We start from the raw sequence: 16,694 nt of genomic DNA, 5'->3' as shown, positions 1-16,694 counted from the left end.
GCAGCCGGCCACCCCAGGAACATGCCCGAGCCACCGAACCCACAAAACCCACCCATCAGGTGACCGAATTCACCCGAGACAACCAAAATCGTAAGCAAAAGCCGCTTCGGCAGAGCACTCGGCTACGGGGCCGAACCAGCCTCACCCGATGCCTTCAAACCCCAGCGCGTACGCCCAACGCCACAGGCGGAGCGGGCGGAGCGGGCGGAGCAGGCGAGCACACCAAATCAAGCCAACCCAAGACACACCCGCGGCCCGCACGCGACAAGCGCCGCCCCTAACCGGCCCTGCGCTGCGCCCGATCGCGCCGACGCTTGTTCGCGTACATGTGCTCATCAGCGATCCGCAACAAATCCTCGGGCTCGGCCGCCTCCTCCGCCCAGCCGATCCCGAAGCTCGCCCCCTCCAACGGCACCGCCAACCCCTCGGCCGGAATCGGCACGGAGAGCGCACGGCGCAACCGCACCGCCATCTCCTCCGCTTCCTCCCGTCCGATCCCATCGGCCAGCACCACGAACTCGTCGCCGCCGAGCCGGGCCACCGTGTCCCCCTCGCGCACCGCGGCCGTCAACCGCTCGGCGACCGCCTTGAGCACCACGTCGCCGATGTGGTGGCCGAAGTTGTCGTTGATGTGCTTGAACCCGTCCAGGTCGCAGAACAGCAGCGCGACGCCGCGACGTTCGGCGGCGGGCGGCTCGTCGACGACCACCACCGCGCCCTCGGGCATGCTCAGGATCGCGCCCGTGGGCACGGCCCACTCGTCCGCGTACGGCTCGTGCACGTCGCCGCCCGGACCGGCGGCCGGGAGCCCGGCCTTGAGGCCGAACCGGGCGGCGAGCCGGGCCCGCAGCTCGCGCCCGTTCGGCAGCCCGGTGAGCGGATCGTGGCTGGCCTCGTGCACCAGCGCCTGCTCGCGCTGCTTGCGGTCCTCGATGTCCTCCACGTGGGTCAGCCCGAACCGAAGATCGCCGAGCCCGTCGGCGACCTGGGAGGTGCGCAGCGAAACCCACCGGTACGTTCCGTCGCTGCGGGCCAGCCGCAGCTCGGTACAGCCCGCCACCGGCACCGTCCCGCCCAGGTGCCCGCCGAGCAGCGGCCGATCCTCCGGGTGCGCCAACGCGCCCAACCCGAGCCGCTTGAGCACCGGCGCCGGGTAGCCCAGCATCCGGCACAGCGCGTCGTTGGCGCGCAGCAGCTGGCCCTGCTCGTGGCCGCGCACGCCGGTCATCACCATGCCGCTGGGCGCGTACTCGAAGGCCTGCCGGAAACTCTCCTCGCTGGCCCGCAACGCGAGCTGCTCGCGCTCCAGGCGGGCCACCGCGCGCTGCATGTCGCTGCGCAGACGCGCGTTGTCCACCGCGATCGCCGCCTGTGCGGCGAACATGCCCAACACCTCGCGCCGCCACGGGGCGGGCCGCAGGCCGTCCACCGGCAGGTCGACCGACAACACGCCGACCAGGTCGCCCTCGGGCGTATGCAGCGGCGCGAGCAGCGCATCGCGCGGATGCCACGCCTCGGGGTGGTCGGGGATCGGCAGGTCGGGTATCCAGCTCGGGATGTCGCCCACGTCGGCCTGCCCCGAGCGGTGCCCGAGGAAGCGCAGTGGCCCCCAGGGCTCGGCGGCGGCCAGGATGCGGTCCCAGCCCTCGCGCGAGCCGATCTGGCCGGCCATCGCCTTGCGCAACTCGTCGTTGCCGGCCACCGCGGCGACCTCCAGATCGGCGTCGGCGCGCACGAGATTGACCGCTGCCACGCCGAACCCCAGGCCCGAGACCACGCCGTCGACGACGGCCTGCAGGGTGTCCTTGAGGTCACGCGTGGCGTTGAGGTCGGCGACGACGCGGTTCAAAAGGCGCAAAGTCGCCAACCGGACGTGGGTCTCCGTCTCGGCTGTCATGGGTCTCCCCCAGGGGTCGACGCCGGTGTCTTCTGAACAGATATCGTCCGTTTACCAGAGAAACTGAATCACAGCGGGCTTCGCGTTGGCGACGTTCCGTCATCGATCAGACTGTCACTGTGAGCCACCTCACGCTTCGTACCGTATCGAGTCGGACCGCCGAACCGCCCCGGAATCGCACCCTCCGCCGGCATCCAAGGCGCATCGTACGAGGTCGGCGCCCATTTACGGGAAATAACCCCAGGGTTCGCGGGATACACCTGACGACCAATCAGAAACCAATCGCAAACCGATCGGGCGCTCGGGTGTGCGTCAGCACATTGATGCACAGCACATCCGGGCGCGGTCCGACGCCGCATACCCTTGACCCGTGTCTCCGCCACTTCCCCCTCCCGTCGATCCGGCCGACTTCAAGGCCGCGATGTCCCGATTCGCCGCCGGCGTGGTGCTGATCACCGCGATCGAGGGCGACCCCGACGACGGCGGGCCCGTGGACGACGTGGGGATGACCGCGACCGCGTTCATGTCGGTCTCCCTGGAACCCCCGCTGGTGCTGATCAGCCTGCGCCGCGAGGCGCGGATGCGCGACGTGCTGGACGAACAACCGCTGTGGGCGGTGTCCCTGCTCTCGCAGAGCCAGCGCCACGTCGCCGGCCGCTTCGCCATCCCCGGCCGGATCAGCGACCGGCTGATGTTCGCCGACATCCCGCACCGTCGCGGCCCGGTGTCCGGCGCGGCCCTGGTCGGCGGCGCGCTGGCGACCCTGGAGTGCCGCACCGACCAGGTCGTCGAGGCGGGCGATCACATCCTGTACGTCGGCGAGGTGCTGCGCGTGGACCTGCCCAGCCCCGAGGGCCTGCCCCTGACGCACTACCGGGGCCGCTACCGAAGCCTGGGCTGACGCTACGCGCCCGGCCGCGGTCCCGGGCGCATCAGCCCGTCGGCCGTCACCGAGGCGACCGGTCGGCCGGCCCGGGTGAACACCCGGATCCGCCCGTGCATGCGCCCGTCGCCCGCGTACTCGCTCGCGCAGCGCAGCAGCAGCCACTCGTGCGCCGAGAACGGCTCGTGGAAGGTGATGTTCTGGGACAGCGCCACCGACATCGACCGCCCGCCGCGCCGCTCCAGTTCGGCGCGCGAGTACGGCCGCAGCGCGACCGGGCCCAGGAAGCCCTCGGTGGACCAGGCCAGGATCGCCCGGGCCGTGGTCGCGGTGTCCGGGACCGACGTACAGCGCGTCCACAGGTCCAGGCGCGGCGGTCCCACCGCGTCCGGCGCCAACGCCGCCGCGCCGCCGGCCGTACGCACCTCCCACGGCAACATCGGCACCGACACCTCGGCGCACTCCTCCGGCCCGGCCACCCCGGCCGGCAACGCGTCGGCGTGCCGCACCAGTTCGGGGCCGGCCACGCCCAGCGTCACGAACGCCCGGTAGTGCTCGGCGGCGCCCTGCCGAAAACCCACCTGGAGGATCGCCGCCGACCGCCCCTCGTGCAGCCGCTCGACCCGTACGTCCACGGGCGCGGTCGGATCCCCGGCCCGGGGAAAGACCCCCTGGAGGGTCTGCACCGCCATGTGGGGGACCACTCGCTCGGCGGCCACCACCGTCTGCGCGAGCACCTGCGCGCCGAGCGTGCGCGGGATCGGGGTCACCAGGTTGCGCGCCCGGAACCGGGTGAGCGCCGTGTCCGGGGCGGCGGCATCCGCCGGATCCGCCGCCGCGAGCCGGTCCAGGTCCAGCACGTCCACCAGGTCGGCCGCCGCGATCGTCGGCCATGTCGCCACTCCACCGGTCATCCGCGCATGATCGCAGTCCGCGGCCGGATCTGATAGACCGTCAGGTACGTCGAACGATCACCGCGTCGCGCCTCTCCCGGTGAACTTGACCACCAGCGAGACCAGGAACGCCGCGACCGCGATGCTGATGATCCAGCGAAGCCAGTCGATCCCCTTGGTGTCCTCGACACCCAGCCCGGCGGCGATGCCGTAGCCGATCAGGGTGCCCACGATGCCGACCGCCATCGTGGCCAGGAAGCCGATCTTCTGTTTGCCCGGCAAAAACAGTCGGCCCAACGCGCCGATGATGATGCCCGCGATGATCAGACCTACGAACGTCATGGGATTCCTCCAGCCGGCCGGCAGTCGTACAAAGTACGACGACCCGGACTTTTCCGGGCAGGTGTCTCCTGTTCCCCACGTTCCCCGCGCGTTAACGCGAACGCACCCACGTCACAAAGCTCTAAGGTGGTTGCGTCCGCCGGGTGACCACGGTGCAAAATGGTCCGGTACACGCCCCGATAGCTCAGTTGGCCAGAGCACGCGCCTTGTAAGCGCGGGGTCGTCGGTTCGAACCCGACTCGGGGCTCCCAGGGGCCGTCATCCGCGCGATCGCCGGATGGCGGCCCGCTTTCGTCGGCCCGCAGGGCGCGGCGGGGTGGGGTGGGGGAGGCAGGGCCTGCTCGCCGGTCGGCGGCGGGGCTCGGCGGCGACGAGGCTCAGCGGCGGCGGTCCGGCGCCGGACCGGTCGAGCCGCGGACCACCAGTTCGGGGCGGTAGATCAACTCGGTACGCGGAGCGCGCCCCCCGCCGATCTCGTCGAGCAGCGCGCGCACCGCCGCCGCACCCATCGCCTGCACCGCCTGGCGCACCGTGGTCAGCGGCGGGTCGGTGAAGGCCACCAGCGGCGAGTCGTCGTAGCCCACCACCGAGACGTCCTGCGGCACCCGCAACCCCCGCTCGCGCGCGGCCCGTACCGCGCCGAGCGCCATCAGGTCGCTGCCGCACACGACCGCGGTCGCCCCCCGGTCCAGCAGCGCGCCCGCCGCCGCCTGGCCGCCCTCCACGGAGAACAACGACCGCTCGATCCAACCGTCGGCCTCCGTCACCCCGAACCGCTCGGCGAGCCCGTGCCGAAAACCCGCGATCTTGCGCGCGGTGGGCACATACCGCTCGGGCCCGACCGCGAGCCCGATCGCGGTATGCCGCAGCGAGGCCAGGTGTCCTATCGCCAACTCCACCGCGACCGCCTCGTCGCTGGAGATGAACGGCGCGTCCACACCCGGGGCGAAACCGTTGACGAACACCATCGGCAGGCCGCGCTCGACCAGCCGCAGGTAGCGCGACATGTCCGCGCCTGAGTCCGAGTGCAGGCTGGAGACGAAGACGATCCCCGACACCCCGCGCTCCAGGAGCAGTTCGGTGTAGTCGTCCTCGGTGACCCCGCCCGGGGTCTGTGTGCACAACACCGGGGTGTAGCCGTGATGGGCCAGCGCCCGCTCGATGACCTGTGCGAACGCCGGGAAGATCGGGTTGTCCAACTCCGGGAGCAGCAGCCCCACCAGGCCCGCGCTGCGCCGGCGCAGCCGGGCGGGCCGCTCGTATCCGAGCACGTCGAGAGCGGTCAGGACGGCCCGCCGAGTGTCGTCCGCAACCCCGGGTTTGCTGTTCAGAACCCGACTCACGGTCGCCTCGCTGACCCCTGCCTGCGTTGCGATGTCCGCCAGCCGAGCCTTCATACGCAGAGCCTAGTGACACTTTCAGCAGGATTTCGCAGGGCTTTGCGGGTCCCGCAAAACATTTCGGGCGAAGCCGACTGCTGACAGATCACGTGCGCCCGGGTACGGTGAAGCGCAGTCCGTCCTCGAATGGACTAGACCACTGTCCGCCGTCACGGGCAGGCACCGCACGGGTACTTCACCCTCCACTCGGATCGTCCGGCACGTTCCTGCCGGTGGAAGGACACATCACCATGGCCACGGTCAGCTACAAGCAGGCGACCTGTACCTACAAGGGCGCCGAGCGCCCGTCCGTCAACGCGCTCGACCTGGAGATCGCGGACGGCGAGTTCCTGGTCCTGGTCGGCCCCTCCGGTTGCGGCAAGTCCACCTCCCTGCGCATGCTCGCGGGTCTCGAGGAGGTCACCGGGGGCTCGATACACATCGGCGACCGCGAGGTCACCAACCTGGAGCCCAAGGACCGCGACATCGCGATGGTGTTCCAGAACTACGCGCTCTACCCGCACATGACGGTCGCCGAGAACATGGGCTTCGCGCTGAAGATCGCGGGCGTCGACAAGAAGCAGATCCGGGCCAAGGTCGAAGAGGCCGCGAAGATCCTCGACCTCACCGAATACCTGGACCGCAAGCCGAAGGCCCTCTCGGGCGGTCAGCGCCAGCGTGTCGCGATGGGCCGCGCGATCGTCCGCGAGCCCCAGGTCTTCCTGATGGACGAGCCGCTGTCCAACCTCGACGCCAAGCTCCGCGTCCAGACCCGCACCCAGATCGCCGGCCTCCAGCGCCGCCTGGGCATCACCACCGTCTACGTCACGCACGACCAGGTCGAGGCGATGACCATGGGCGACCGCGTCGCGGTGCTCAAGGACGGCCTGCTCCAGCAGGTGGACACCCCGCGCAACATGTACGACCGCCCGGCCAACGTGTTCGTGGCCGGCTTCATCGGCTCGCCCGCGATGAACCTGATCGAGGTCGACCTGGCCGAGGACGGCATCCGCTTCGGCGACGCGGTCGTCCCGGTCTCGCGCGAGGCCCGCGAGGCGGCGGTGGCCGAGGGCACGGGCAAGGTGACGCTGGGCGTGCGCCCCGAGCACCTGAAGATCAACTCGGCGGAGGGCCTGAGCAAGGAGGGCAAGGGCCTCGCGGTCTCCGTCGACGTGGTCGAGGAACTCGGCTCCGACGCCTTCGTCTACGGCTCGGTCACCCTCGACGGCGTGGACAAGCCCCTGGTGGTCCGTGTCCCGGGCCGCAGCGTTCCGGAAAAGGGCTCGGTCCTGCACGTGGTCCCGACGGTCGGCGAGACCCACCTGTTCTCCACGAAGAGCGGCGAGCGCCTGCACGACTGACCGGCCCGACACGCTCGCCGGCGGCGCCCGACGGCGCCGCCGGCGAGTGTCGTCCCGGACCGGGAGGCCGTCAGGGGTGAGACTCGGTCCATGGAGCGTATGACCGAGACCGAGTGGCGGGGCTTTTTGTTGGCGGGGCCGCCGCGCACCGGAAAACTTGCCACCGTACGTCCCGACGGTCGGCCGCACGTGGCGCCGGTGTGGTTCGACCTGGACGATCGCGGCGACACGGTGGAGCTGGTGTTCACCACGTTCGCGTCATCGGTCAAGGGGCGCAACCTCGCCAACGATCCGCGCGTGAGCCTGTGCGTGGACGACGAACGGCCGCCGTACGCCTATGTGGTGGTCGAGGGCGAGGCCCGACTCTCGGTCGACCCGGTCGACCTGCGCGTATGGCCGAGCCGGATCGCGGCCCGCTACATGGGCGCCGACAAGGTGGTCGAGCGCGAGCCCGTGGAGGGCGAGCAGGTGGTGCACGTGCACATCCACCACGTGGTGGCGGACCGGAACATCACGGGCTGAGCAGGCCTTTCGCACATTCGTTCCGCGGGACCCGTACACCTCGCACACTTCGCACACCCCGCACGCCACAGGACCCGCACATGTCGTGCGGGTCCTGTGGGTGGGGCGGGGCTTCGATGCCCGGGGGATCAGCCCAGCAGGCCGCCCAGGGGCTTGGTGCCGCTGCCGCCGGATTTCGGGGTGCTGCCGGAGCCGCCGGAGCCGCCGGGGTTCGCACCGGCCGAGCGGGGGGAGCCGGAAGCGGTCGGGGCCGGGGCCGAGGTCGGCTTCCGGTCGGTGGCATCGGCCGGGGCCGACTTGGCCGCGCCGGTGGAGGCACTCGGCTGCGGGGTGGTCGCCGCACGCGGGGTGGCCTGCGCGGCGGTGCCCTCCTTGGCCGGGCCGGCCGCCGCCGAGGGTTCGACCACCGGCGGACGGGGTTGACCGGCGACCGCGCCGGCCGGCTGCCCGGCGGCGGGGACGACCGGGGCCGAGGACTCGGCGGGCCGACCCGGCTCGCCGACCCGCCCGGTGTCCGACTCGTCGGGGTGCCGGTGGCCGCCGCCGAGCAGCGAGCCCGCGAGCAGCGTCGCGCCGACGCCCGCGAACGCCAGCATCGAGCCGTAGCCGAGCTTGCGCCGCCGGGCCCGGACGGGGGTGACGATCGGACCACGCCAGGTCCGCAACGACAACCACGCGTCCGCCGAGTACATCGGCGCGCCCGCGAGCGCCAACGGGCTGAACGCGGCCAGGAAGACCAGGTAGGGCGCGTGGTACGGCGAGGACCCGGTACCCACCGCGATCAGCACGCCCAGCGAGAGCAACATCCCGAGCAGCCCGGCGAGCCGGGTCCACAACCCGAGCACCACCGCGAAGCCGACCACCACCTGGCCGAAGGCGAACAACAGCCCCGCCCCGATCGCGTGATCGGCGGCCAGGTCCATCACCGACGGCGACAGACTCCCGTCCCGCAGCACGCCGATGCGATGCCCGAACGAATCGCTCGACCCCGGATCCAGGAAGCCCGGCGCATAGAGCTTGCGCAGCCCCTCGACCAGGAACGCCCCGCCGAGGAACAGCCGCAACGGCAACAACACGGTGCCGGCCTGCACACTCCCCCGGCGCGCGTGCGTGGGCGCCGGGGCGGTCCCGTCCCGCTCCCGCACACCCGCCCCCGGACCACGCCGGGCAGGCGGCACCCGCCGCCGGGGCCCGTCGTCACGAATCACCGGGAGCCGCGTGGTCGCGTCGTCATCCGCCCGGTCACGCGGCCCGGGCACAGGTTTGGGGGCGGTGCCGATCCGGGGGCCGGCGATCACCACCCGCAGGGTCTTCGTGGGGGTGGCGACCGCCGCCGGATCGCCGGGATCACGCACCGCCGCGGGCGAGGGCAACAGCCCGACAGCACCGCCGAAGCTGCCTTCCGATCTGGTGTCCACGCACCACTAACCGCCCAAGGTCCCCCAAGGATGCGGCCCACCACGTATTACCCCATGCAACCCACAAACCCCCAAACCTCCCGCTACACTCCGCCCCGCGACGCGACGCGGCGCGCGGCGCGGCTACACAAACGCAGGACTCCCACCGAGACCGCCACATTCAGCGACGGGGTGAAAGGCCGCTGGGTCGTCCCGAGTGAGCCGGGCGCTCCCGGCGCAGGTTGCACCTGTGGTGACGGCCGGCCGATGCGGGGTTCATCCGAGCCGGTGATGGCCCGCCACCGGCGTGCGGGGCTGCGAAACCCCGGCTTTTGGCGCGACGGGCACGTTGCTCGGCGAAAACCGGCCTGCAGCGGCGGGATGGGTGGGCGCTCGGGTCGAGTCCGCCGGGGTGCCTTCCCGAGGGGGCCGGGCGTCCTCGGCGAGCGTTGCGCTGTTGGTGGCGGGTGGCGGGTGGACGGTCCGGGGCCGGTCCGAGTCGGCGATGGGCCGCCGCCAGCGTGCGGGGCTCCGAGACTTCGAGGTCTCGACGAGGCGGGTGTGTCGGTCGGCCTAAAAGCGACCGGCGGCGGCGGGCAGGGAGGGCGCTCGGGTCGGGTTCGCCGGGCGTGCGTTCCCGAATGGGCCGGGCGTTCCCGGCGTGCGTCGCGTCTTGGGTTGCGAGTTGCTGGTGCGGGGCCGGTCAGAGTCGGCGATGGGCCGCCGCCGGTGTGCGGGGTTCCGAGACTGCGGGGTCTCGACGAGGCGGGTGTGTTGGTCGGCCTAAAAGCGACCAGCGGCGGCGGGCGGGGTGGGTGCTCGGGTTGGGTTCGCCGGGCTTGCGTTCCCGGGTGGGTCGGGTGTTTTCGGCGGGGGTTGCACTTGTGGTTGCGGGTGGCTGGTGCGGGGCTGGTCGGAGTCGGTGGTGGGCCGCCGCCGGCGTGCGGGGCTCCGAGACCGGGGTTTTTGGCGAGGCGGGCGTGTTGCTCGGCGAAAACCGGCCGGCAGCGGGGGAGGGAGGGCACTCGGGTCGAGTTCTCCGGAGGGCCTTCCCGGGTGGGCCGGGCAGGAGCATTTCGAGGTGCTGTGGGCGGGTGGGGGGCGAGAGTTCACGAAACCGGACGGCGTGAGGTGCCGGGGACTCGGAGCGAGAGAAAACCGCAGGCCAACGCACGGCGGGTGCGCCTGCAGTGCCTCGGGATCCGGTTTCGACTCCCACTGGGCACTTTCGGTCACCTCGACAGCCTCTGCGAGGTCGCAGCGCTCGAAACCGACCCCGACCGGGCAGTTTCGGTCTCTTCACCGGCGCCGAGGAAGCCGGAGCACACGAAACCGGCACTCCACACCCGACTTTCCACTCCGACCCCGCAAAACCGCAGGTCACCGAAGCTCGAAGCCCACAACCACCCACCGCGATCCGGTTTCCAACCCCAACTCCCCTCCAAACGCCCTCGAAGCACCCCGACCCACCCGGGAAGGCTGCCTGGAAGACTGAACTCGACCGCCTATCTGCTCCCCGCTTCCGGCCGGTTTTTTCGCCAAGCAAGGCACCCGTCTCGTCGGGAGCTTCGGGGCTCGCAGCCCCGCACGCCGGCGGCGACCCATCGCCGACTCTGACCGGCCCCGCACCAGCAACTCGCAACCCAAGATGCAACGCACGCCGGGAACGCCCGGCCCATTCGGGAACGCACGCCCGGCGAACCCGACCCGAGCACCCACCCCGCCCGCCGCTGCTGGCCGCTTTTAGGCCGAGCAACACACCCGCCTCGTCGAGACCCCGCAGCCTCGGAACCCCGCACGCCGGCGGCGGCCAACCCGGCGACTCGGACCAGCCCCACACCAGCCACCCGCAACCCAAGGCGCAACGCTCGCCCAAAACACCCGACCCACCCGGGAACGCAAGCCCGGCGAACCCAACCCGAGCACCCACCCCGCCCGCCGCCGCTGGTCGCTTTCAAGCCGACCAACACACCCGCCTCGTCGAGACCCCGCAGTCTCGGAACCCCGCACACCGGCGGCGGCCAACCACCGACTCCGACCAGCCCCGCACCAGCAACCCGCAACCCGCAAGCGCAACGCCCGCCGGAAGAACCCGGCCCACTCGGAAACGCAAGCCCGGCAAACCCAACCCAAGCACCCACCCCGCCCGCCGCTGCCGGCCGCTTTCAAGCCGACCAACACACCCGCCTCGTCGGGACCCCCCAGCCTCGGAGCCCCGCACGCCGGCGGCGGCCAACCCGGCGACTCGGACCAGCCCCGCACCGGCCACCCGCGACCACAAGCGCAACGCACGCCGGAAACACCCAGCCCACCCGGCCCCTGGCGAACCCGCCCCGACAACCCCCGAGCGCCCGACCCGGTCCGGCCCCGCCCGTGTCGCCCGTCTACCCCCCGCCTACTTCGCTCCCCGTCGCCTGGCCACCTCGTACAGCACGATGCTTGCCGCGACCCCCGCGTTCAGGGACTCGTTGCCGCCGGCCATCGGGATTCGGACCGTGATGTCGCACGTTTCCTGCACCAAGCGGCCCAGGCCCTTGCCCTCGGAGCCGACGACCACCACCAGGGGCTCCGTGGCCGCGGCCAGTTCGTCGAGGGTGATGTCGCCGTCGGCGGCCAGGCCGACCACCGTCAGGCCGGCCTTCTTGTAGGCCTCGAGGGCTCGGGTGAGGTTGGCTGCTCGGGCCACCGGCATGCGGGAGGCCGCGCCTGCCGAGGACTTCCAGGCGCCGGCGGTCATTCCGGCGGCGCGGCGCTCGGGGACGACCACGCCGTGGCCGCCGAAGGCCGCCGCGGAGCGGATCACCGCGCCGAGGTTGCGCGGGTCGGTGACGCTGTCGAGCGCGACGACGAGGGGCGTTTCGGCGCGGTCGTGCGCCTCCACCACGAGGTCGTCCGGGTGGGCGTACTCGTACGGCGGCATCTGGAGCACCAGGCCCTGGTGGATCGCGCCGTCGGTCATCCGGTCCAGCTCGGGGCGCGGGATCTCCATCAGCGGGATGCCCCGCGTGTTGGCGATCTTCATCGCCTCGCGCACCCGGTCGTCGCTGTCGATGTACTGCGCGATGAACAGCGACGTGGCCGGCGCGTCGGCGCGCAGCACCTCGAGCACCGAGTTGCGGCCCGCGACCAGCTCGGACGCGCTCTTCCCGCCCCGACCGGGACGCCCGCCCGCGGGACGCCGGGCCGCAGGCGCGGCGGCTTTGCGCTTGGCCGCGGCGTTGGCGGCGCGCTGCTTCGCGTGCCCCTTGCGCATCTCCGCGGGCGGCGTCGGCCCCTTGCCCTTCAGCGCCCGGCGGCTGTGCCCACCAGTACCGACCGAGGGCCCCTTCTTGCTTCCCTCGTTGCGCTTGTTACGGCGCTCCGTGTTGCCGGCCATGACGGGTACATCCCTTCGATTGCTTCATCAGCAGCTGTGTTGCGATCCGTACGATCCTGCGGTCGCCCACAGAACATCCGCGGGACAACCACAGGACAACCGTTACAACCGTACGGCCGGTCCGCCACCTCGTGGCGTTCCGGCCGTACGGCGCGTTCTCGTCGAGCCCTCCCGGGCCCGAGGGCGACTCAGTCCCGGTGCAGCGTCCACCGGGGGCCGTGCGGCGTGTCCTCCACCACGATCCCGGCCGCCGTGAGGCTGTCCCGGACCGCGTCGGCGGCGGCGTAGTCCTTGCGTGCCCGGGCCGCCTCGCGCTGCCCGAGGGCGAGCTTGACGAGGTGGTCGACCACCCCGCGCAACTCGTCGGAGCGACCGGCGGAGGCGCCCGCCGTCCACTGCTCCGACAGCGGGTCCATGCCGAGCACGCCCAGCATCGCCCGCACATCGGCCGCGTGCCGTACGACCGCGTCCTTGTCGCCCGCCGCCAGCGCGGTGTTGCCGTCGCGCACGGTGTTGTGCACGACCGCCATCGCCTGCGGCACACCCAGGTCGTCGTCCATCGCGTCGGCGAACACCGCCGGCACGTCGGCCGTCGGTTCGATCGCCCCGGTCTGTTCGCCGGCCCGCTCCAGGAAGCCCTCGATCCGCCCGAAGGAGACCTCGGCCTCGCGCAGTGCCTCCTCGCTGTACTCGATCATCGACCGGTAGTGCGGGGTGGCCAGGTAGTAGCGCAGGACCAGCGGCGACCAGCGCTTGAGCATCTCGGAGACGAGCACCGAGTTGCCGAGCGACTTGCTCATCTTCTCACCGCTGAGGGTGACCCAGGCGTTGTGCATCCAGTAGGCGGCGAACGCGTCGCCCGCCGCCTTGGACTGGGCGATCTCGTTCTCGTGGTGCGGGAACACCAGATCCAGCCCGCCGCCGTGGATGTCGAACGCCGCGCCCAGGTACTTGTGCGCCATCGCGGAGCACTCCAGGTGCCACCCCGGACGACCGTGTCCCCAGGGCGTCTCCCACGACGGCTCGCCGGGCTTGGCCGCCTTCCACAGCGCGAAGTCGCGCCGGTCCCGCTTGCCCGCCGCGCCCGTGCCCGCGTCCTCCGCCTCGCGCATCGCGTCGGGCTTTTGACCGGACAGCGCACCGTAGGCCGGGAACGAGGAGACGTCGAAGTACACGTCGCCGCCGGATGGATAGGCGTGCCCCGTGGCGATCAGCCGGTCCATCATCGCGACCATCTCGGGGATATGCCCGGTCGCCCGGGGCTCCACGGTCGACGGCAGGCAGCCGAGCGCGGTGTACGCGTCGGCGAAGGCCCGCTCGTTGGTCTGCGCGACCTGCCAGTAGGGCACACCCTCTGTGCAGGACTTGGCGATGATCTTGTCGTCGATGTCGGTGACGTTGCGGCAGAACACGACGTCGTTGCCGCGGTGGGCGAACCACCGGCGCAGCACGTCGAAGTTCAGCCCCGATCGGATGTGCCCGATGTGCGGAGGTGCCTGCACGGTGGCACCACACAAGTAGATCGAGACCTGTCCCTCGACAAGCGGCACGAAGTCCCGGACCGTGCGGGTGCTGGTGTCGTACAGGCGCATGCTCACACGCGCAAGCTTAGAGCGTCGGGACGGCGCGGCGTGCGCCGTTATCCCTCGGTTCCCGGCCTGACCGGCACCACGAGCGCGGTGGCGATCGCGGCCACTCCCTCGGCCCGCCCGGTCAGCCCCAGACCGTCGGTGGTGGTCCCGGACACCGACACCGGCGCGCCGGCCGCGGCCGACAACACGGCCTCCGCCTCGGCCCGCCGCCGCCCGACCTTCGGCCGCACCCCGATCACCTGCACCGCGATGTTGCCGATCTCGAATCCGGCCGCGCGCACCAGTCGCGCCGCCTCGGTCAGCAGGGTCGCTCCAGACGCCCCGGACCACTGCGGCCGCGAGGTGCCGAAGTGCGCGCCCAGATCGCCGATGCCCGCCGCCGAGAACAACGCGTCGCACGCGGCGTGCGCGACCACGTCGGCGTCGGAGTGCCCGGCCAACCCGGTCTCCCCGGGCCAGAACAGCCCGGCCACCCACAACTCGCGCCCCGCCTCGAAGGCGTGGACGTCCACCCCGATCCCGGTACGGGGCAGCACCACCCGAGCCGCGTGCTCACCGGACAACGTCGATCTCCGTACTCTCCGCGGCACCGTCCGCCTCGTCGGCGCGCGCCTGCGCCGCCCGCTCCGCTCGGCGCTCCAAAAGCGCGCGGGCGAGCAGCAGGTCGAACGGTCGGGTCACCTTGAACGCCTCTTCGGAACCGGGCACCACCACGACCGTGCCGCCGGTGCGCTCGACCATCCCGGCGTCGTCGGTCGCACCCTCCGCGCCGAACCCGTCGGCCTCGGCGTGGGCGCGCGCCAATACCGCCCGCCGAAAACCCTGGGGGGTCTGTACGGCGCGCAACAACGATCGATCGACCGTGCGCACCACGGTCTCCGCGCCGTTCGCCGCGGCGACCTCCTTGACCGTGTCGACCACGGGCAACGCGGGCACCACCGCGTCGGCCCCGTCGGCGACGGCGGCGATCACCGCCTCGACCACGTGGGCCGGCACGAACGGACGCGCGGCATCGTGTACGAGCACGATGTCGTGATCGGCCGGCACCGCCGCAAGGGCGAACCGCACCGATTCCTGGCGTGTCGCACCGCCCGCGACCACCCATACGGGTGATTCCGCGGGCAGTTGCGCACGCAAAAGATCCCGGACACCGGCGACACCGTCCGGCGGTGCGGCGACCACGACCGCGGTTACCCCGCGGGCGGCCAACAGCGACCGGACGGCGTGCACCAGCATCGGGATGTCCCCAAGCTCACGCAACGCCTTGGGCGCACCGGGACCGAGCCGTTCACCACGCCCTGCAGCGGGCACAAGGACCGCAGTGTTCAACGAAGTCCCCTCAAACCACCCGGGCGCCGACGCCACATGGCGCCGACACCGCACCGGCGGATCCGTCCGTCATCGACGGGCGGATCCTACGGCTCAGGAAGCCAGGACCTCGTCGAGGATGGCCTCGGCCTTGTCCTCGTTCGTGTTCTCGGCGAGCGCCAACTCGCTCACCAAGATCTGCCGAGCCTTCGCCAGCATGCGCTTTTCGCCTGCCGACAGGCCGCGGTCACGCTCGCGGCGCCATAGATCGCGCACGACCTCCGCGACCTTGATAACGTCACCGGAGGCGAGCTTTTCCAGGTTCGCCTTGTAACGTCGTGACCAGTTCGTCGGTTCCTCGGTGTGCGGAGCACGCAGTACCTCGAAGACGCGGTCGAGCCCTTCCTGGCCCACCACGTCTCGAACACCGACGAATTCCGCGTTGTCCGCGGGCACGCGGACGGTCAAATCACCCTGGGCGACCTTCAACACCAAATAGGTCTTGTCCACACCCTTGATCGTGCGCTGCTCGATCGCCTCGATCAGCGCGGCCCCGTGATGGGGGTAGACCACGGTGTCGCCAACCTTGAACGTCATGTGACAGGTACCCCTTCCGTGGCTTTCTAGGGTAACACGGGACACGCCCCTACTGAATGACGTTTCCGCAGGTCAGGGCCTTAGTCGGGGCTTGACAAGCAGCCTGTGGGCGTGCTGGGACAGGGAACCCCACACCCGTAGGTCTCAAACAAATAGGACAAACAGCTCGTCTTGAGGGTGCGTCGGCCGCTCTCGCGCGACCCAAATGTCCCACCCGCATCACCGGAGTCGGACCGAACCCGGCGGCCTTGCGCCGACTCCGTCCCGGCGAAGGCGCCGCTCGGCGCGGTGAGCCGCGTACAAGTGGTCCTCCCGGCCTGAGTACGCTGTCCCCGGTCATCGTGACCGGTCCAGGATCCGAGATCTTCAAGGAGATGCCGCCGCCGTGAGCCGCAGCCTTCGACGCGGCGCCCTCGCCGCCACCGTCGCCGTCGTCCTTCCCCTGGCCGCGGGCTGCGCCAGTGGCAAGGAAGCCGAGACCAACAAGATCAAACCCGACACGGCCAGTACGGCGTTCGGTTCGCTCAAGATCCAGAACGTCCAGCTGGTGACGAGTGACCCGGGCAAGAACCTGGTCGCGCTCGGTGGCGCGCTGTTCAACGAGGGCACCGCGCCCGAGACGATCACCAAGGTGACGGTGGACGGCGCGGGACAGGCCCTCGGCGGCCCGCTGACCATCCCGGCGGGCGGCGCCGCGTACCTGGTCGACCGTCCCCAGGGAATGGCCGCCGACGACCCGCAGGGGCGCGTCTACCTCGGTCCGCTGGTCTTCCCGAACGCAGCCAAGGTCGAGGCCGGTTCGTTCCGCCGGGTGACCTTCGCGTTCGGCACCGCCGGCGAGACCTCGCTGGACGTCTCGGTGCACTCCCCGTCGAGCTACTACGCGCAGCTGAAGCCGACCCCGGCCTTCACCCCGCCGCCGCCCGCGCCGCCGACCGCCTCGGCGCCGGCCACCGCGCCGCCGAACACCGCGCCGGCCACCGCCAACACGGGCGGCGCCACGGCCCCGGCGAGCGGCAACGGCGCCTCCGGTACCCCGCGCAACAGCGCGTCGGCCCCGGCCGGCGGCTGACGCCGTACCCGCGCCGCGGGGTACGGAGACTCATACGACGGCGCCCGCGCCGCCGCCCGGACACCGGGGGGCGGC

Annotated in this window: 14 protein-coding genes and 1 tRNA gene; 5 read left to right on the top strand and 10 right to left on the bottom strand. The window is 71.6% G+C overall.

The window, feature by feature from the left end; genetic code table 11:
* Nucleotides 1-277: 277 nt before the first annotated feature.
* Nucleotides 278-1,897, bottom strand: coding sequence for a diguanylate cyclase domain-containing protein (locus ACFXKZ_RS40280; protein ID WP_380008906.1), 1,620 nt, complete (start codon nucleotides 1,895-1,897; stop codon nucleotides 278-280).
* A gap of 421 nt (nucleotides 1,898-2,318) precedes the next feature.
* On the opposite strand from ACFXKZ_RS40280, the gene ACFXKZ_RS40275 reads away from it, so the two are divergent.
* Nucleotides 2,319-2,798 (top strand): flavin reductase family protein, encoded by a 480-nt coding sequence (locus ACFXKZ_RS40275; RefSeq protein ID WP_380009220.1) that lies wholly within the window; start codon nucleotides 2,319-2,321, stop codon nucleotides 2,796-2,798.
* A 2-nt stretch (nucleotides 2,799-2,800) separates the two neighbouring features.
* Here ACFXKZ_RS40275 and ACFXKZ_RS40270 read toward each other — a convergent pair whose 3' ends face one another.
* Nucleotides 2,801-3,694: an acyl-CoA thioesterase gene (locus ACFXKZ_RS40270; protein WP_380008902.1), complete on the bottom strand. Its 894-nt coding sequence runs from the start codon at nucleotides 3,692-3,694 to the stop codon at nucleotides 2,801-2,803.
* Nucleotides 3,695-3,751: 57 nt separating this feature from the next.
* Entirely contained in the window at nucleotides 3,752-4,015 is a 264-nt protein-coding gene (locus tag ACFXKZ_RS40265; RefSeq protein WP_380008898.1) for a GlsB/YeaQ/YmgE family stress response membrane protein, read from the bottom strand.
* A 173-nt stretch (nucleotides 4,016-4,188) separates the two neighbouring features.
* Here ACFXKZ_RS40265 and ACFXKZ_RS40260 point away from each other — a divergent pair.
* A tRNA-Thr gene (locus ACFXKZ_RS40260) sits at nucleotides 4,189-4,262 on the top strand.
* Nucleotides 4,263-4,392: 130 nt separating this feature from the next.
* Here the strand turns inward: ACFXKZ_RS40260 and ACFXKZ_RS40255 are convergent.
* Nucleotides 4,393-5,412 (bottom strand): LacI family DNA-binding transcriptional regulator, encoded by a 1,020-nt coding sequence (locus tag ACFXKZ_RS40255; RefSeq protein ID WP_380008895.1) that lies wholly within the window; start codon nucleotides 5,410-5,412, stop codon nucleotides 4,393-4,395.
* Between the two features lie 233 nt (nucleotides 5,413-5,645).
* Between ACFXKZ_RS40255 and ACFXKZ_RS40250 the strand changes: the two genes are divergently transcribed.
* Together ACFXKZ_RS40250 and ACFXKZ_RS40245 are read left to right on the top strand one after the other, a co-directional pair.
* On the top strand, nucleotides 5,646-6,755 hold the full coding sequence (locus ACFXKZ_RS40250) for an ABC transporter ATP-binding protein (RefSeq protein WP_380009217.1): 1,110 nt from the start codon (nucleotides 5,646-5,648) through the stop codon (nucleotides 6,753-6,755).
* A gap of 90 nt (nucleotides 6,756-6,845) precedes the next feature.
* Nucleotides 6,846-7,277, top strand: coding sequence for a PPOX class F420-dependent oxidoreductase (locus tag ACFXKZ_RS40245; protein ID WP_380008892.1), 432 nt, complete (start codon nucleotides 6,846-6,848; stop codon nucleotides 7,275-7,277).
* Between the two features lie 128 nt (nucleotides 7,278-7,405).
* On the opposite strand, the gene ACFXKZ_RS40240 is transcribed toward ACFXKZ_RS40245, so the two are convergent.
* From ACFXKZ_RS40240 to ACFXKZ_RS40215, 6 genes are all read right to left on the bottom strand, one after another.
* Nucleotides 7,406-8,695 (bottom strand): TQO small subunit DoxD, encoded by a 1,290-nt coding sequence (locus ACFXKZ_RS40240; protein WP_380008889.1) that lies wholly within the window; start codon nucleotides 8,693-8,695, stop codon nucleotides 7,406-7,408.
* A gap of 2,374 nt (nucleotides 8,696-11,069) precedes the next feature.
* Complete coding sequence (gene rlmB, locus ACFXKZ_RS40235; protein ID WP_380008886.1) at nucleotides 11,070-12,050, bottom strand: 23S rRNA (guanosine(2251)-2'-O)-methyltransferase RlmB; 981 nt, start codon at nucleotides 12,048-12,050, stop codon at nucleotides 11,070-11,072.
* A 188-nt stretch (nucleotides 12,051-12,238) separates the two neighbouring features.
* Nucleotides 12,239-13,648 carry a cysteine--tRNA ligase gene (gene cysS / locus ACFXKZ_RS40230; protein WP_380008883.1) on the bottom strand — a complete coding sequence of 470 codons (1,410 nt, stop codon included), beginning with the start codon at nucleotides 13,646-13,648 and terminating at the stop codon, nucleotides 12,239-12,241.
* 41 nt (nucleotides 13,649-13,689) lie between these two features.
* Nucleotides 13,690-14,205 (bottom strand): 2-C-methyl-D-erythritol 2,4-cyclodiphosphate synthase, encoded by a 516-nt coding sequence (gene ispF, locus ACFXKZ_RS40225; protein ID WP_380008880.1) that lies wholly within the window; start codon nucleotides 14,203-14,205, stop codon nucleotides 13,690-13,692.
* Nucleotides 14,195-15,007, bottom strand: a complete 813-nt coding sequence (ispD, locus tag ACFXKZ_RS40220; protein ID WP_380008878.1) for a 2-C-methyl-D-erythritol 4-phosphate cytidylyltransferase — start codon at nucleotides 15,005-15,007, stop codon at nucleotides 14,195-14,197. The genes ispF and ispD overlap by 11 nt, the downstream gene beginning before the upstream one ends.
* Before the next feature lie 57 nt (nucleotides 15,008-15,064).
* Complete coding sequence (locus ACFXKZ_RS40215; protein ID WP_020552233.1) at nucleotides 15,065-15,547, bottom strand: CarD family transcriptional regulator; 483 nt, start codon at nucleotides 15,545-15,547, stop codon at nucleotides 15,065-15,067.
* Between the two features lie 385 nt (nucleotides 15,548-15,932).
* On the opposite strand from ACFXKZ_RS40215, the gene ACFXKZ_RS40210 reads away from it, so the two are divergent.
* The gene (locus tag ACFXKZ_RS40210) at nucleotides 15,933-16,619 is read left to right on the top strand and encodes a hypothetical protein (RefSeq protein WP_380008875.1); all 687 of its coding nucleotides are present in this window, start codon (nucleotides 15,933-15,935) and stop codon (nucleotides 16,617-16,619) included.
* The last annotated feature ends 75 nt before the right edge of the window (nucleotides 16,620-16,694 follow it).

The organism is Embleya sp. NPDC059237, from assembly GCF_042754105.1.
In the GTDB taxonomy this organism is placed as follows: domain Bacteria; phylum Actinomycetota; class Actinomycetes; order Streptomycetales; family Streptomycetaceae; genus Embleya.
This window is presented reverse-complemented; position numbering and strand designations above follow the sequence as displayed.

What these genes read in the sequence shown, in the direction of transcription:
- ACFXKZ_RS40280 (WP_380008906.1), bottom strand. Translation starts at nt 1,897, where the DNA reads ATGACAGCCGAGACGGAGACCCACGTCCGGTTGGCGACTTTGCGCCTT.
- ACFXKZ_RS40275 (WP_380009220.1), top strand. Translation starts at nt 2,319, where the DNA reads ATGTCCCGATTCGCCGCCGGCGTGGTGCTGATCACCGCGATCGAGGGC.
- ACFXKZ_RS40270 (WP_380008902.1), bottom strand. Translation starts at nt 3,694, where the DNA reads ATGACCGGTGGAGTGGCGACATGGCCGACGATCGCGGCGGCCGACCTG.
- ACFXKZ_RS40265 (WP_380008898.1), bottom strand. Translation starts at nt 4,015, where the DNA reads ATGACGTTCGTAGGTCTGATCATCGCGGGCATCATCATCGGCGCGTTG.
- ACFXKZ_RS40255 (WP_380008895.1), bottom strand. Translation starts at nt 5,412, where the DNA reads ATGAAGGCTCGGCTGGCGGACATCGCAACGCAGGCAGGGGTCAGCGAG.
- ACFXKZ_RS40250 (WP_380009217.1), top strand. Translation starts at nt 5,646, where the DNA reads ATGGCCACGGTCAGCTACAAGCAGGCGACCTGTACCTACAAGGGCGCC.
- ACFXKZ_RS40245 (WP_380008892.1), top strand. Translation starts at nt 6,846, where the DNA reads ATGGAGCGTATGACCGAGACCGAGTGGCGGGGCTTTTTGTTGGCGGGG.
- rlmB (WP_380008886.1), bottom strand. Translation starts at nt 12,050, where the DNA reads ATGGCCGGCAACACGGAGCGCCGTAACAAGCGCAACGAGGGAAGCAAG.
- ACFXKZ_RS40215 (WP_020552233.1), bottom strand. Translation starts at nt 15,547, where the DNA reads ATGACGTTCAAGGTTGGCGACACCGTGGTCTACCCCCATCACGGGGCC.